21 protein-coding genes are annotated in these 15,396 nt (G+C 66.4%); all 21 read left to right on the plus strand.

The features are described from left to right. The first annotated feature begins 44 nt into the window (after positions 1-44). The 21 genes from GF405_00705 to GF405_00805 all read left to right on the plus strand — a co-directional run bounded on the left by GF405_00705 (position 45) and on the right by GF405_00805 (position 15,396). Positions 45-1,436, plus strand: a complete 1,392-nt coding sequence (locus tag GF405_00705) for a hypothetical protein (GenBank protein MBD3366675.1) — start codon at positions 45-47, stop codon at positions 1,434-1,436. A gap of 24 nt (positions 1,437-1,460) precedes the next feature. Then, complete coding sequence (locus tag GF405_00710) at positions 1,461-2,159, plus strand: HAD-IA family hydrolase (protein ID MBD3366676.1); 699 nt, start codon at positions 1,461-1,463, stop codon at positions 2,157-2,159. Continuing rightward, positions 2,156-2,905, plus strand: coding sequence for a site-2 protease family protein (locus GF405_00715; GenBank protein MBD3366677.1), 750 nt, complete (start codon positions 2,156-2,158; stop codon positions 2,903-2,905). Before GF405_00710 ends, GF405_00715 begins: the two co-directional genes overlap by 4 nt. Before the next feature lie 142 nt (positions 2,906-3,047). After that, positions 3,048-3,293, plus strand: a complete 246-nt coding sequence (locus GF405_00720; protein MBD3366678.1) for a response regulator SirA — start codon at positions 3,048-3,050, stop codon at positions 3,291-3,293. A gap of 2 nt (positions 3,294-3,295) precedes the next feature. After that, the gene (locus GF405_00725; protein MBD3366679.1) at positions 3,296-3,664 is read left to right on the plus strand and encodes a sulfur reduction protein DsrE; all 369 of its coding nucleotides are present in this window, start codon (positions 3,296-3,298) and stop codon (positions 3,662-3,664) included. A gap of 53 nt (positions 3,665-3,717) precedes the next feature. Continuing rightward, complete coding sequence (locus GF405_00730; GenBank protein ID MBD3366680.1) at positions 3,718-4,950, plus strand: aminotransferase class V-fold PLP-dependent enzyme; 1,233 nt, start codon at positions 3,718-3,720, stop codon at positions 4,948-4,950. A gap of 84 nt (positions 4,951-5,034) precedes the next feature. Further along, on the plus strand, positions 5,035-5,454 hold the full coding sequence (locus GF405_00735; protein ID MBD3366681.1) for a hypothetical protein: 420 nt from the start codon (positions 5,035-5,037) through the stop codon (positions 5,452-5,454). A 164-nt stretch (positions 5,455-5,618) separates the two neighbouring features. Beyond that, the gene (locus tag GF405_00740; GenBank protein MBD3366682.1) at positions 5,619-5,924 is read left to right on the plus strand and encodes a metalloregulator ArsR/SmtB family transcription factor; all 306 of its coding nucleotides are present in this window, start codon (positions 5,619-5,621) and stop codon (positions 5,922-5,924) included. Beyond that, entirely contained in the window at positions 5,924-6,415 is a 492-nt protein-coding gene (locus tag GF405_00745) for a thioredoxin fold domain-containing protein (protein MBD3366683.1), read from the plus strand. The genes GF405_00740 and GF405_00745 overlap by 1 nt, the downstream gene beginning before the upstream one ends. A 36-nt stretch (positions 6,416-6,451) precedes the next feature. Further along, positions 6,452-7,150 (plus strand): cytochrome C biogenesis protein, encoded by a 699-nt coding sequence (locus tag GF405_00750; protein ID MBD3366684.1) that lies wholly within the window; start codon positions 6,452-6,454, stop codon positions 7,148-7,150. Positions 7,151-7,181: 31 nt separating this feature from the next. Beyond that, a complete protein-coding gene (locus tag GF405_00755; GenBank protein MBD3366685.1) occupies positions 7,182-8,480 on the plus strand; it encodes a hypothetical protein in 1,299 nt (432 codons plus the stop codon). Positions 8,481-8,490: 10 nt separating this feature from the next. Continuing rightward, positions 8,491-8,730 carry a thioredoxin family protein gene (locus GF405_00760; GenBank protein MBD3366686.1) on the plus strand — a complete coding sequence of 80 codons (240 nt, stop codon included), beginning with the start codon at positions 8,491-8,493 and terminating at the stop codon, positions 8,728-8,730. Next, a complete protein-coding gene (locus GF405_00765) occupies positions 8,727-9,260 on the plus strand; it encodes a hypothetical protein (protein MBD3366687.1) in 534 nt (177 codons plus the stop codon). Before GF405_00760 ends, GF405_00765 begins: the two co-directional genes overlap by 4 nt. Next, positions 9,257-9,685 carry an arsenate reductase ArsC gene (locus GF405_00770; protein ID MBD3366688.1) on the plus strand — a complete coding sequence of 143 codons (429 nt, stop codon included), beginning with the start codon at positions 9,257-9,259 and terminating at the stop codon, positions 9,683-9,685. The genes GF405_00765 and GF405_00770 overlap by 4 nt, the downstream gene beginning before the upstream one ends. 216 nt (positions 9,686-9,901) lie before the next feature. Further along, on the plus strand, positions 9,902-10,525 hold the full coding sequence (gene lexA, locus GF405_00775; protein MBD3366689.1) for a transcriptional repressor LexA: 624 nt from the start codon (positions 9,902-9,904) through the stop codon (positions 10,523-10,525). 204 nt (positions 10,526-10,729) lie between these two features. After that, positions 10,730-11,377, plus strand: a complete 648-nt coding sequence (locus tag GF405_00780; GenBank protein ID MBD3366690.1) for a SagB/ThcOx family dehydrogenase — start codon at positions 10,730-10,732, stop codon at positions 11,375-11,377. A gap of 47 nt (positions 11,378-11,424) precedes the next feature. Next, positions 11,425-11,679, plus strand: coding sequence for a hypothetical protein (locus tag GF405_00785; GenBank protein ID MBD3366691.1), 255 nt, complete (start codon positions 11,425-11,427; stop codon positions 11,677-11,679). 3 nt (positions 11,680-11,682) lie between these two features. Beyond that, entirely contained in the window at positions 11,683-12,552 is an 870-nt protein-coding gene (locus GF405_00790; protein ID MBD3366692.1) for an Fpg/Nei family DNA glycosylase, read from the plus strand. Positions 12,553-12,583: 31 nt separating this feature from the next. After that, positions 12,584-14,017 (plus strand): DNA polymerase IV, encoded by a 1,434-nt coding sequence (dinB, locus tag GF405_00795; protein MBD3366693.1) that lies wholly within the window; start codon positions 12,584-12,586, stop codon positions 14,015-14,017. Then, positions 13,746-14,957 (plus strand): DUF72 domain-containing protein, encoded by a 1,212-nt coding sequence (locus GF405_00800; GenBank protein ID MBD3366694.1) that lies wholly within the window; start codon positions 13,746-13,748, stop codon positions 14,955-14,957. Before dinB ends, GF405_00800 begins: the two co-directional genes overlap by 272 nt. A 19-nt stretch (positions 14,958-14,976) precedes the next feature. Next, the gene (locus GF405_00805) at positions 14,977-15,396 is read left to right on the plus strand and encodes a YjbQ family protein (GenBank protein MBD3366695.1); all 420 of its coding nucleotides are present in this window, start codon (positions 14,977-14,979) and stop codon (positions 15,394-15,396) included.

Below are 15,396 nucleotides of genomic sequence, written 5' to 3' on the forward strand. Positions count from 1 at the left end.
GACCTCAGTCCGGGCGTCCGACTCGATGCACAACGGGAGGCACGATGAGAGAACAGAGGGCGTTGAGACCGATGATGCTGCGTCTCGTGTGGCTGACGGCGGCCGTTGTCGTTCTCGGCGGGTCGGCGGCCGCACAGGAGACCGCCCCGTACATGACGCCGACGGCTCCGCCTGAGAGCGGGTACGGTTACAACGTCCCGCTCCCTCGCTGGCTCGTCGAGTCGTCCCTGGAGCACCGTCGGGCCTTCATCGAGGGTGTTGCGGGCGAGGCGGTCACGCTCGCCGAGACGGACGAGGAGACGGGGATGGGCCTGGTTCTCGCGTCGGCCGGGGAGCTGGCGGGGGTGACCGAGCGCATCGAGTCGACGATCGCGCAGATCGGTGAGATCGACTCCGCGTTCGGGATCCGCGGCATCTCCAGACTGGTGACGGCCGAGGGCGCGGTCCGCGACACGTTGTTCGGCTTCGTCGTGTGGCACGAGTCCGCCGCGGGGGAGAGCCGGAAGATAGCGAGGGAGTTCGAGGACACCGTCGACCGCCTGCTGGCGCTCGGCCAGGCCGCCGACCGGATCGGCGGCGAGCTCTCGTCGAGCGCGCGCGCCGGCCGCCGCGCGCTGGACAAGGGTGAGTACAGCTCGATCGCGGAGTCGGCGGTCACCATCAACCAGGCGACGGCGAACCTGGGAACCGTGGCGAACGAAGTGGTTGCGAAGGCGGACGAACTCGAGGAGATTGTGTGGGAGATTCGGGAGAGCGGCAGCACCCTTCTGGACGCCGAGTGGGACCAGGTCCTTCTGGCGACGAGCGAGGCCCGGCGGCTCGCGGCGCGGATAGTCCCGGCCCTCGAGGAGGCTCGGACATCGAGTCTCGCGTTCGGGGGCATGGCGACCGCGCTCCAGGAGATCCTCGGAACGCTGGATATGGTCGAGGACGCGCCTCGGCAGAACGGGCACTACGCCGTCCCGTGGAAGGTATTCCTTCGCGATCAGGAGGTCGTCGGCGATATGGTCCAGGGGATCCTCGAGATGGAGGGTCTCGATGAGATCGTCACGACCAGGGTGAGCGATCTGGCGAGACGTATCGTGATGGCCGACAGGCTGCTGGTCGAGTACGGCGTCTACTACACGGGTAACTATGTCGCCGGCGTCAGGGACGATATCGAGGCGCGCTACAGGGAGGACGCCGGGTACAGCGACAACGACCCGCAGAGCGAACGGCTCGACGTGCTCGAGGAGGTCGACCGCCGGCTCAGGGAAGATCTGGAGCTTCAGACGGCGCTCTTCGCCGCGACCTCGATGCGGACCGCCTTCGCGTCAGGGCAGGCCGCCGAGGGCGGGGCGATCGGGTCCGAGAGGACCGCGCTCAGCCACTACAAGAACGCTTGGCTCCACGCGCTCAACGCGGGCGCGATGGTCGACCGGGCCGCCTCTGACTGAAACGCGCGACCATCCAGGGAGGCAATGATCCGGGGCGTCTACTTCGACGCGGGCAACACGCTCATCTTTCCAGACTACGGGATCTACCGTGACGTGGCCGGCAGGCTCGGCGCTGCGATCGGCGTCGATGATGCCGTCGCGGCCGAGGCGCACGCGCGCTCGGCGTTCGATGAGGCGGTGGCTTCGTCGTCCGGGCGTGATGTAATGTCCTTCTGGGACATCTACTACACACCGTTCTACAGGCATCTCGGTCTGGCGGAGGAGAGCATCCCGGCCGCCATCGAGCTCACGCGCGACGCCAACGACGAAGGTCTCGGCATCTGGAAGGTGCCCGTCGAGGGGTACCGCGACACGATCGGGGCGCTGCGCGAGAGGGTCGATGTCATCGGCATCGTCTCGAACTCTGACGGTCGTCTCGACGACAGGCTCAGGGGGATCGGCATCCGCGACGACTTCGACTTCGTCATCGACTCGGCGGTCGTCGGTACGAGCAAGCCCGACGTCGCGATCTTCCGGGCGGCCCTCGACCTGGGCGGGCTGTCGCCCGAGGAGGTGGTCTACGTCGGCGACTACTACGCGGTCGACGTGGTCGGCGCGCGGGGCGCCGGCATCCGTCCCGTGCTCTTCGATCCTGTAGGGGCCTACGGTCCGGTGGACTGCGACATCATGACGACGTTCCCCGAGATCGTCGGGCTCGTCGACGCCTGGAGGGAGGGCGCGTGAACGTGCCGGAAGGAACGATGCGCTTCGCTCCATCCTGCCTGGCGGCGGGGCTCATGGGCGTCGGGCTCGACGAGATCCTGGCCTTGGCCAGTACGCAGACGGGGCTCGGCCTGTCGAGGCCCGTCGTCATCATCATTCAGATCGTCGTGCTCATGTTCGCCATCATCGTGCACGAGGTCTCGCACGGGTATGCCGCTGAGCAGCTCGGCGATCCGACGGCCCGGAGAATGGGCCGGCTCACGCTCAATCCCATCCCGCACATCGATCCGTTCGGCAGCATCCTCGTGCCCGGCATTCTCTTCCTCACGAGCCGTGTGACGGGCATGCCGCTCATCATCGGATGGGCGAAGCCGGTGCCGGTCGACATCCGGTACTTCAAGGACCCGCTCCGCGGGTTCGCCATCACCTCGGCGGCGGGCCCCGGGTCCAACTTCCTCCAGGTCATCGTCTACGCGCTCATCTTCCGCACGGCGGTGCATCTCGGCTGGCCGACGTGGGTCCAGTTCATCGGGATGCTGGGCGCGTGGTTCAACATGATCATCGCGTTCTTCAATCTCATCCCTGTGCCTCCGCTCGACGGTTCGCGCCTTGTCGCAGCCGTGCTTCCGCCCGACACGGCGGGTCGATACCTTGCCTTCGGGCGCTACGGCATGTTCGTGATCATCGCCCTCGTCTTCTTCGGCCTTCTCGATCCCTACTTCTCGGCTATCCGACGGCTTCTGATCCTCGTTCTCGGCCTCTCATAAGGCGCGAATCCCGGGGCCCGTGTCGGCATCCCAAGATGTAGAACACAGAGGTGAGCACAATCGACTCGCGGGCTTCGTCTTGTTTACTGTGCGCGCATCCTGGCACGGGGCTCGCGGGTCTTCTATTTGGGGGAGGTGTTCCATGTCCGAGCGACAGAACCCCGAGATCGCAGACACGCTCGACATGATCGGACAGTTCTGTCCCGAGCCCGTCATCCGCACGAACGAGGCCGTCGAGGCGCTCGACCCTGGACAGGTGCTCGAGGTGCTCGCGGACGACCCGTCCTCGAGGTCGGACATCGAGAGCTGGGCCAGGAGGACGGGCAACGAACTGGTGTCGGTCGATGAGACCGAAGGGACATTCAGGTTCCTCATCCGTCGGAGGTAGCCGTGGCAGACAGGAAGCGGATACTGTACGTTCAGACCTCGGGCGTCGACACGCCAGAGAGGACCTACGCGCCTCTCGTCCTCGCTACGACCGCCGCATCGATGGGCATCGACGCGATCGTCTACTTCCTCGGGAAGGGCGTGACGGTCGTCAAGGCCGGAGAGGCTGAGCGGGTGCAGCTCGGGGGCTTTCCCAGGCTCTCCGACGTGCTCAGGCGGGCGGCCGATGCTGGCGTGAAACTCCAGGCGTGCGACCAGAGCACCCAGATGCTCGGACTGTCGCGCGGCGACTACATCGGGCAGTGCGACGTCGTCGGCGCCGCCACACTGAACGACCTCATGCTCGAGGCCGATGCCGTCATCAGCTTCTGACGGACGCGCGACATCTCTTGACGCGTTCTGTTGTCACAGCGAAGGGAGGATCCATGCCGGAGGTTCCGGCAGCGCGAGGCTATCTGGACTACCAGTCGGGCGCGCCGGTCGACCCGCGCGTCGTCGAGGAGATGCTTCCCTACATGACGGAGCGGTTCGGAAACCCCGCCGTGCTCCATTCCGACGGCGACCCGGCCCGCGAGGCCGTCGAGACGGCCAGGGCGCGCGTCGCGTCCCTCATCGGCGGTGAGCCAAAGGAGATCGTCTTCACGTCGGGCGCCACCGAGGCATCCAATCTCGCCTTGAAGGGCGTCGCCCGGAGGATGGCCGACAAGGGCAGGCACATCGTCTCGTCGGTCATCGAGCACCGCTCGGTCATCACGCCGCTCAAGTATCTCGAGAAGCAGGGATTCGAGGTCACGTATCTCCCGGTCGACTCGGAGGCGACCGTCGATCCGGCGGCCGTGAAGGAGGCGCTCCGGGACGACACCATCCTCGTTTCCATCATGACGGCGAACGGGGAGGTCGGCACCATTCAGCCGGTCGGCGAGATCGCCACGCTCGTGAAGGACCGCGGCGTGTTGTTCCACACGGACATCGTCCAGGCCCAGGCCTGGGTCCCGGTCGACGTCTCGACGCTCCCGTTCGATCTCGTGACCCTCTCATCGAACGACATCTACGGACCGAAGGGCGTCGGCGCCCTCTACGTCCGCAAGGGGACCCGGCTCGAGGCAGTCCTTCACGGCGGCGGGCAGGAGCGGGGGCTCCGGTCCGGCACCGAGAACGTCCCGGGTCTGGTCGGCTTCGGGAAGGCGGCCGAGCTCGCGGCCGACGAGATGGCGTCCGACGTCGAGCGCGTGAGATCGCTTCGCGACCGCCTCTTCGAGGGTATCCTCGGCTCCATCGAGGACGCGGAGGTCAACGGCTCGCGGCAGCGGCGGCTTCCGAACAACGTCAATATCCGGTTCAAGTACATCGAGGGCGAGAGCCTCATCCTGTCGCTCGACATGGAGGGCATCCGCGCCTCGACCGGGTCGGCCTGCTCCGTCAAGACGCTCGAGCCGTCGTACGTGCAGATCGCGATGGGGGTGCTCCACGAGGAGGCCCACGGGTCGCTTCAGTTAACGCTCGGCCGGTGGTCGACCGGCGAGGATGTCGACAGGACGCTTGAAACGCTCCCCGGCATCATCGAGCGGCTGAGGGCGATGTCGGCATGGAAGCCCGGCATGACCTACGATCGCGACGACTTCGGTCACGACCACGATGGCGGGTCAGGCGAGGAATAGCGTTACAGTGCTTGACGGGCGTTCAGACGCCCTGCTAGTCTGCCGGCGTGTGGAGTCGGCGTGGGCCCCTGCTGGAGGTGTGAGATGGGCGAGTATGCGGAGAAGCCCCAGGTTCCGGAGTCGTCCCCGGCGCCGTCGGGCGGAGACCAGATCGTCAAGGACGTCTCGAGCCCGCTCTTCGAAGCGAAGGGCTGGATGAAGTTCCTTGGCGTCCTCATGATAATCTACGGCATCATCATGATCTTCACGGTCGTCGGCATCATCGTCTGCTGGCTTCCCATCTGGCTCGGCGTGCTGTTGTTCCAGTCGGCGAGCGCCGTCGAGGGAGCGCATCAGATGGGGGACAAGCGAGAGCTCCACAAGTCGCTCTCGAAGGTCAAGACGTACTTCACCATCCAGGGCATCCTGGCGCTCATCGGCATCGTCGTGGCGATCATCTCGATGATCGTCATGGGGACGGCCGGACTCATGGGTGCGCTGTCCTCGATGGGGAGCGGGTACTAGAGGAAGACGAGATCGCGCCGGCTTCTCCGGAGCTGAGGCGTGTGACGACAGGAGGCCCCGGGACGCGATTCCCGGGGCCTCTCTGCGTTTTGAGCGGGCGCCTGCCCTTGCGCAAGTCTTGGCGATTTGGTAAAATGCGCAAGTGTTTGAGAAGGGAGCTTCCCATGCGTTCTGAGGAGGAGGCGACGTACAGGGAGCGCGCCGAGATCATCAAGGCGATGGCCCACGCGACGCGCCTCTACATCGTGGATGTCCTCTCCGAGGGAGAGCGCTGCGTCAACGACCTGACGGAGCTCGTCGGCGCGGACATGTCGACGGTGTCGCGTCATCTTTCGGTCCTGCGCTCGGCCGGCATCGTCTCGGCCGAGAAACGCGGCTCGCACATCTACTACCATCTGCAGGTGCCGTGCGTGCTGAGGTTCTTCGAATGTGTCGAGGCCGTGCTCCGGGGAAGGAGAACCGATTCGTGATGACAGGAGCCACTGCAGCGAAGCGGGGCCGATTCGGTAGATCGGTTCTGGCGCTCGTTCTCATCCTGACGTGCTTCGTCGCCGCGTGCGACAGGAGCGGCGAGGACGCAGGCGTCCGTTCGGACGGAGACGCAGGGAGGACCCGAGGGGACACGACGGCGCCGTCCTCCGGCGATGCTGTCGCGAACCGTGACCTGCCCAAGCTGATCGACCTCGGCGCCGACAAGTGCACGCCGTGCAAGATGATGGCGCCCATTCTCGAGGAGCTGCGGACGACGTACGAGGGGGATTTCGAGGTCGTCTTCATCGACGTCTGGAAGGAGCCCGAGGCCGCTCGCGAGTACGGCGTGAACGTGATCCCAACGCAGCTCTTTCTCGATGAGTCCGGCGACGAGCTCTTCCGTCACCAGGGTTTCTACTCCAGGGAGGAGATCCTGGCGAAGTGGCGGGAGCTCGGATATGAGTTCGAGCCGTCCTCACCCACAAGCTAGGTTCCGGACCACCTGACAGGGGAGGATGCAGGCAGCATGGGTGAGCTCTTCGCGAACCTCACAAGGGCAGTTCAGGGAGCGCCGCTGGTGGCGCTCTCGGCGTCGCTCGCCTGGGGCGTGTTGAGCGTCGTCCTGAGCCCCTGTCATCTCGCCAGCATCCCGCTGATCGTCGGGTTCGTCGATGGGCAAGGGAGGATCTCCACGAGGCGCGCCTTCCTGATCTCCCTCTACTTCTCCGTGGGCATCCTCATCACCATCGCGGCCATCGGGGTCGCCACGGCCGCGGCCGGACGCATCATGGGAGACCTCGGAAGCGTCACGACGTACGTGATAGCCGGTGTGCTCGTGCTGGTGGGTCTTCACCTCATCGGCCTTGTGCCCGCGCCGTGGTCGGGTCCGAGCGGCGTGGCCGTGAAGCGCAAGGGCGGGCTCGCGGCCTTCGTGCTCGGGCTCATCTTCGGCGTCGCGCTCGGGCCCTGCACCTTCGCCTACATGGCCCCCATGCTCGGCGTCGTGCTGGGCATCGCGGGCACGAGCCTCGCCTACAGCGTCGTTCTGCTTCTGGCGTACGGCATCGGGCACTGCGCGGTCATCGTCCTTGCGGGGACGTTCACTGAGGTCGTCCAGCGCTATCTGAACTGGACCGAGCGCTCAGGCGGCGCCATATGGCTTCGGAGGGCGTGCGGTGTGCTCGTGATCGCCGGCGGGGTCTACCTGCTGGTGACCCGCCTGTGACGTCCGGGCGGCTCGCTTCGGGAGAGAGACCATGGATCTGAAGAGAGAGTGGAAGGTCCTCGCGGCGATGGTGCTCGTCTTCGTCGTCGCGTTCCACCTGCCCGTCGGCGCGCCCCGCTTCGATAACGCGCTCAGGGAGTCGCTCCTCCTCGTTCGGTCGTATGCGCGCGAGCACGTCCTGACGTGTCTCATCCCGGCTTTCTTCATAGCCGGCGCCATCGCCGTCTTCATCAGCGGTCGGGCGGTGCTCAGATACCTGGGACCCAGGGCGAACAAGGTCCTGGCCTACGGCGTCGCTGCCGTCTCGGGGTCGATCCTGGCGGTCTGCTCCTGCACGGTGTTGCCGCTCTTCGCGGGCATCTACAAACGCGGCGCGGGACTGGGGCCGGCCACGGCGTTCCTCTACTCCGGCCCCGCGATCAATGTGCTCGCCATCGTCCTGACGGCGCGCGTCCTCGGACCGGAGATCGGACTCGCGAGAGCCGTGGGCGCCGTCGTGTTCAGCGTCGTCATCGGGCTCGCGATGCATCTCATCTTCCGCAGGGAGGAGCTCGTCAGGGCGGCCGGACACACGGAGGGGCCCGACGATGACGGCGGGCGGCCGCTCTGGCAGAACGCGACGTACTTCGCGCTTCTCGTGGCCATTCTGGTCTTCGCCAACTGGGGCGCGGCCTCCGATTCCGGAGGGCTCATGCGTGCCGTCCACCAGGCGAAGTGGTGGATCACGTCGGGACTGACGGCCCTTCTCGGCGTCGTGCTCGTTCTCTGGTTCGGCGTGCGCCCGGTCGCGCTGGCCGCGGTCGGAGTCGTCGTCGCCGCGACCGCCTGGCTGACCGGCGGCCCCCTGGTCCCGTTCGCCGTCGGCGTCGTCGGCCTGTCGTTCGTCCTCAACCTGTCCGGCGGCGACGGCAGGAAGTGGTTTGAGTCGACGTGGGGGTTCGCGAAGCAGATCCTCCCGCTGCTGCTCATCGGCGTCGTCGTGGCGGGGCTGCTGCTGGGCAGACCCGGCGGCGAGGGAATCATTCCGTCGGAGTGGGTCAGTCGCGCGGTCGGCGGGAACTCCCTCGGCGCCAACGTCTTCGCGGCCATCGCGGGCGCGTTCATGTACTTCGCCACCCTGACCGAGGTGCCGATCCTTCAGGGGCTCATCGGGAACGGGATGGGGAAGGGGCCGGCGCTGGCTCTACTGCTCGCGGGGCCCGCGCTCTCGCTTCCGAACATGCTCGTGATCCGCTCGGTCATGGGCACGCGGAAGACGCTCGTCTACGTGGCGTTGGTCGTCGTGATGGCGACCGTCAGCGGGTTCCTGTTCGGTCTCATCAGCGGATAGGAGGTTGGATGTGAAGGTTCAGATCCTCGGGACGGGATGTCCCAAGTGCAAGGAGCTCGCGGCGAACGCGGAGGCGGCCGCGGCCGAACTCGGCGCGGACGTCGAGATCGAGAAGGTGACCGATATCAACGAGATCATGGCGTTCGGCATCATGATGACACCGGGGCTGGCCGTCGACGGCGAGGTCAAGTCCTCCGGGGGCGTGATGACGAAGGACGAGATCGTCTCGCTGCTGAAGGAGAGCAGGTGACGTCTCGAAGGAACATCGCCGTTCTGGCTCTGTCCGTCCTGTTCCTTACGTCGCCGGCCGGCGACGGGAGCGGCGGCGCCGACGCGTCCGCGGTGCCGTCCGTTCCGGCGGACACAGCGTCGCCCGGACCTCAGCGCGCCCCGACCGACTCGACGGCGATCGACAGTCTGAGAGCCGTGCCCGACAGGGTCGACGTCCTGTACTTCCACAGAACGGCCCGCTGCGAGAACTGTGTCAGGTTCGAGGAGTACACGGCCGGCGTTTTGGCGGACTCGCTTTCCCCGGAGCTTGAGCGCGGAACCGTCACGTGGCGGACCGTCAACCTGGACGACGAAGGCGAAGAAGGCCTCGTCGAGCGATACGACATCCTCGAGAGCTCTCTCGTGCTCTCCGTCCTCGAGGACGGAGAGGAGGTCGCGTGGTCGAAGCTCGACGGGATATGGGTGTTCGTGGAGGACGAGGCGCTGTTCAGACGGTACGTGCTCGGCGAGATGCTGAACGCCATTGATGCAGTCAGGAGGACTCAGTGAACAGACCGGCCGTGCTCTTCCTGTGCACCGGCAACACGGCGAGAAGTCAGATGGCCGAGGCGTTTCTTCGGAGACACGGAGGGGACCGCTTTGAGGCGGCGAGCGCGGGCTTCGAGCCGTCAGAGATCAACCCCATGACCCGACAGGTCATGGAGGAGGTCGGATACGATCTCGCTGGACAGCGCTCGAAGAGCCTGGACGAATACCTCGGACGGAAGCACTTCGGGTACCTCGTGACCGTCTGTGGCGAGGCGGAGAAGCGTTGTCCGAAGGCGTTTCCCGGCGTCGGCCGGCGTGTTCACTGGCCGTTCGACGATCCCGCGGCGCACGAGGGCGCCGAGGAGGAGAGGCTCGAGAAGTTCCGTCAGGTACGGGACCGGATCGAAGCGAGGGTCAAGGCGTGGATCGAGGAGGTCGGGAGCTAGGTCGATCGGAGGACGGGAGCCGTCCGGCATCACCGCGTCGACAGCACGAGCTTTTCCAGGGGGCCGCCCTGTCAGGCGGCCCTCTCTTTTCCCCTTGACGGGTGCACATGTGTGCAGTAGTCTGGTGCACGGATGTGCAGGGGGGCTTCCAGGCTGCCCTTCTGCTGAAACGGCGGACGGGACACGCCCGCTGCGACACGCTCCGGGAGGGTGGCGATGCGGCACGACCTGACAGCAACGCAGCAGAGGATCCTCGACTTCATCGTCGAGACGATCCGCGACCACGACCGGTCTCCGACGATCCGCGAGATCGGTGACGCGTTCGGGATCGCTTCGACCAACGGGGTCCGCTACCACCTCGACGCGCTCGAGGAGCGGGGATACATCCGGCGTCACAAGGGTATCTCGCGCGGGATCGAATGGCTCGAGCACCACGCGCCCGCCGCGAGGGCCGACGTCGCCCGCATCCCGCTCGTCGGCAGCGTCGCCGCCGGCGCGCCGGTCCTCGCTATCGAGAACGTCGAGGACGAGATCGCGGTCGACGACATGTTCGTGCGGGGCGACGGCTGCTTCGCTCTTCGCGTGACCGGCGACAGCATGAGGGACGCGGGCATCCTCGACGGCGACGTCGTCGCGGTGAACCCGCAGCCGACTGCGAAGACCGGGGATGTCGTCGTCGCGCTCATCGACGACGAGGCGACGGTCAAGGTCTACACGCGTCGCAGGAAGCAGGTCGTCCTCGAGGCGCGGAACCCGGAGTACGACGACATCGTGCTCAGGGAGGGCGACGCGGAGGCGCGGATCCTCGGAACGGTCGTCGGATTGATGCGGAGATTCTAGTGCGGGCCCTTCCGGATATCGCGGCGGAGAACATGTTCCGCGGCGGACACCGGAAGCGCCCCCGGAAGGAGGAGGAAGGATATGAACAACGTACGCAGAAGAGAACGACGAGGCTCGGCGACGCAGGCGTTCTCCTTTATCGCGCTCGTCATCCTCATCATGGGCGCCCTGCTCGTGCTCGACGGGCCGGCGCCCGCGAAGGAGATGGAGCGTTCGGTGGACACAGCGACCACCAATCTCTCTGCTGCGCGGGCGGTCCGGCCCGACCGGGTCGCGCTGCCGGCGCCCAGGATCAGTTCCATGCCGGTCGAGCGGGCGATCAGCGGACGGCGCTCGGTCAGGGCCTACTCGGATGCGCCGATCCCGCTCGCCGATCTCTCGCAGCTCCTCTGGGCGGCGCAGGGCGAGACCGAGGCGGGGCGGCGGGCGGCGCCGTCCGCCGGCGCGCTCTACCCCATCGAGCTCTACGTCGCGGCCGGACGCGTCACGGACCTGCCGGCGGGGCTCTATCACTACGACCCGGAGGCGCACGACCTCGCGGTCGTCGAGATCGCGGACGTGCGGCCCATGCTCTCGGACGCAGCGCTCTCGCAGGAGTGGGTCGCCGACGCGGCGGCCGTGGTCGTCATCGGCGCGGTCCCCGGGAGGACGGCGGCCAAGTACGGTGCCCGCGCGGAGCGATACGTCCACATCGAGGTCGGCGCGGTGGCGGAGAACATCTATCTGCAGTCGGAGAGCCTGGGTCTGGGGACCGTGTTCGTCGGCGCGTTCTCCGACGAGGATGTCGCCGGCGTGCTCGGCGAGCCCGAGGTCGAGCCGTTCGGACTCATGCCGGTCGGCGCGCTGCCGTAGGTGCGGTGGGGGACATGCGAGGGACAACAGCAAGAGGACCGGACCACATGATCCAGGAGATCAACGAGCCCGTCACCGTGCTCACGCGGTTCAGCGGCGGCCGGCTCGACCCCCTGCGCTTCCGGTGGCGGAACCGCGTCGTCGACGTCGACCGCATCACCGGCCGCTGGGAGGTGCGCGAGGGGCAGTACAAGCACCACCATTTCTCGGTCGTCACGACCGAGGAGGATTTCTTCGAACTGGTCTACGACACCCGGACGATGGCGTGGCTCCTGACCCGGACCGATCTGGAGGGTTCCTAGAGGATGCCTGAACTTCCCGAGATAGCGAACAGGGCGAGCGAGATGCGAAAGCACCTGACGGGGCGGACCATCACCGGCATCGAGGTCCTGCAGCCGAAGTGCCTGAACGTCTCGAAGCGGACGTTCTCGCGACGGCTGAAGGGCTCCCGTTTCGAGGATGTGTCGCACCGCGGGAAGTGGATCGTCGCGTCCATGTCGGAGGGGTACCTTTTCATCAACCTCGGCATGGGAGGCGACCTTCTTCTTGTGCCGTCCGACGAGCTTCCCGAGAAGCGGCGGGTCACGTTCCATCTCGATGACGGTACCAGCCTCGCCGTCAACTTCTGGTGGTTCGGTCACACGCACGTCGCGGCCCGGCTCGAAGACCACGCGCCCATCGCGAAGCTCGGCCCCGATGTGCTCGACCTCACGAAGCGGCAGTTCCGGGAGCTCGTCGGCGGCAGGCGCGGCGGGGTCAAGTCGTTCCTGCTCAATCAGGAGCGCATCGCCGGCATCGGGAACGCCTACGTGCACGACATCCTCTTTCTGGCGGGACTGCACCCGCTCCGCACGCTCGATTCACTCACCGACGAGGAGATCGACGGCCTGTGGAAAGCGATCCGGGACGGTCTGAAACCGAGTCTCAGAAAGGGCGGAGCGTTCTACGAGCGGGATCTCTTCGGCCGCCCCGGCCGCTTCTCGGTCGACGATCTCCTCGTTGCGTACCGTGAGGGGAAGGCGTGCCCCACGTGCGGCACGGCCGTCGAGAAGCTGAAGGTCGGCAGCACGACGAGCTTCATCTGCCCGACCTGCCAGCCGCGGCCCCGGGCGAAGAAGTCGCGGCGCACGAAGGCCCGGCGGGTGACGAAGAAACGGGCATCGAAGGAGAAGTGACGCCCGGGAGCGATTCCCGAGAGGAACCACCATGCTGGGACGCCACAGAAAGGAGGCGCGCGTCGGCTCGTCGCGCGACGAGCGCCTCGTCTTCCACATCGACATGGACGCGTTCTTCGCCTCGGTCGAGGTGATGTGCCGCCCGAAGCTCAAGGGTTTGCCGGTCATCGTCAGCGGCAAGCCGACCACCAGGAGCGTCGTGGCGGCGGCGTCGTACGAGGCGCGCGAGTACGGGATCCACTCGGCGATGCCGACGGCGGAAGCGTTCCGGCGCTGCCCGCACGTCGTCGCCGTCGAGGGGAACCCGGGGCAGTACATCTACGTCTCGCTCGAGCTCCTCCGCATCTACAAGTCGTACTCGACCGTCGTCGAGCCGTACTCGATAGACGAGGCGTTCGTCGAGATGACCGGGACCGAGTGCACCTGGGAGAACGCGCACGAGGTCGCCCGGGAGATCAAGAGGAGGGTACGCGAGCGCTTCGGCGGCATCACGGCCTCGATCGGGATCGGCCCGAACAAGCTCATCGCGAAGATGTGCTCAGGGATGCAGAAACCCGACGGCATGACCGTCATCTCCCCGGGCGAATTCATGAGGGTCTTCGGGGACCGACCGGTGACCGACATCTGGGGCGTCGGGACGAAGACCGCGGTCGCCCTCGGTATGATGGGCGTCACGACCATCGGCGAGCTCTCGGAGTTCCCGGTCTCCATGCTCCGGCGTCGCTTCGGCATCATGGGGGAGATCCTCCACCTGATGGCGTGCGGCCAGGACGACACGCCGGTCGTGCCCTACTACGAGGGAATGCCGGTCCGGTCGATGGGCCACGAGCACACGTTGCCGGAGGACACCTGGGACATCCGGGAGGCCGAGAAAGTGCTCCTCCGCCTGTGCGACCAGGTGGCCAGGCGCATGCGGAAGAAGGAGTACATGGGGAACGTCATCTCGATGCGTCTGAGGTTCTCGGATTTCGACTCGGTCGGTCGTCAGAGGAAGATCAGGTTCTACACCGACGAGGAGCGCGTCATCTACCGGGTCGCGCGCGATCTCATGCACCGCCACTGGCGGCCCGGTCAGGCGATCCGGCTCGTGGGGGTCAACTGCTCGGGGCTGGTGCGCGTTCCGGAGGTCATGCAGATCGACCTCTTCCGGCAGAAGGACGAGGACTCGCACCGGAAGCTCCTGAACGCTCTCGATGCGATCCGTGATAAGTTCGGGGAGGAGGCCATCACCCGCGCCCGCCTCATCTCGAGGAACGCGAAGATGTGGTACTCGAAGCACCGTGTCTCGGAGCCGCGCTTCATGCGGATGGGCCTGGGGGAGGACCGGCCTCCGTCGATCATGGCCGGCTGGCACGACGCGGCGCCCAACCTCGACTCCATTCCGCTCCCGCCGGGCCTCTCGTCGAGCCCGTCCGACATGCTCAGGTTCCAGGACATCGACGACGGGGGGACGCCGCGCGGCTGACGGGACGTTGAGAGGACACGAGGAAGCGACCATGAGAACGAACGACATGCAGGGGGACCTCTTCGGCGGTCCCGAGAAGGTGAACGGTCTGCCGGACGGGAACGGCGCGTGGGACTCGAGCGCGAGCCCGCCCGGCGTGCGTTGGTTCGGCCGCGAGGGACGGATCCGTATCGGCACGTCGGGCTACAGCTTCGCCGACTGGGTCGGCACATTCTACCCTGCGGGCACGCGGCGCAACGGCATGCTCGAGGAATACGTCCGGCACTTCGATACCGTCGAGATCAACACGAGCTACTACCGCGTCCCGGACGCCTCGATGTTCGAACGCATGGAGCGGCGGACGCCGCCGGGGTTCGAGTTCGTGGTCAAGCTCTACAAGGGGATGACGCACGAGATCGAGGACGAGCCCGAGCACTTCCGTTCGTTTCTCGAAGCGGTGGCGCCCTTCCGTGAAGCGGGCAAGTTCGGCGGCTTTCTGGCGCAGTTTCCATGGCGGTTCAAAAAGAACGACGACGCCCTCGCGCACCTCGAGCGGCTCCGCAACGGCTTCCCCTCGGACGAGCTCTTCGTCGAGTTCCGGCACGACTCGTGGATGGAGGATGCGACGTTCGCGTTTCTCCGGGAGCACGACATCGGCTACTGCTCGGTCGACGAGCCGTCGCTCAAGGGTCTCGTCCCGCCGCTGGCCGAGGCGACGACCGGCACCGCCTACGTCCGGCTCCACGGTCGGAACGCGAAGAACTGGTGGGGCAGGGGCGGGGGCGACCGCTACGACTACGATTACTCGACCGAGGAGCTCTCAGAGTGGTCGCGGAAGCTCCTCGACCTCGAGACGAAGGCGAAGAAGGTCTACGCGTTCTTCAACAACTGCCACGCCGGACACGCCGCGACGAACGCTGAACTGATGATGAACCTGCTCGAGGGGGAACTCGGATCCTGAACAGGGAAGGCTGGAGAGCATGACGTCGCACCGCAAGGAACTCTGGTTCAACACGCCCGGACGACGGGCGTTCATCAACATCACCCCGCAGGTCGAAGAGGCGCTGGAGGAGTCCGGCGTCACCGAGGGACTCGTCCTCGTGAACGCCATGCACATCACGGCGTCGGTCTTCGTGAACGACGACGAGAAAGGACTCCACGAGGACTACGAGCGCTGGCTCGAGCGGCTCGCTCCGCACGAGCCGGTCAGCTCCTATCAGCACAACCTGACCGGTGAGGACAACGCCGACGCGCATCTCAAGCGGCAGATCATGGGACGCGGCGTGGTGGTCGCCGTGACGGCGGGGAAGCTCGACTTCGGTCCGTGGGAGCAGATCTTCTACGGCGAGTTCGACGGCGGGCGTCGCAAGCGGGTGCTCGTCAAGATCATCGGGGAGTGA

Source organism: Candidatus Effluviviaceae Genus V sp. (genome assembly GCA_014728125.1).
In the GTDB taxonomy this organism is placed as follows: Bacteria; Joyebacterota; Joyebacteria; order Joyebacterales; family Joyebacteraceae; genus WJMD01.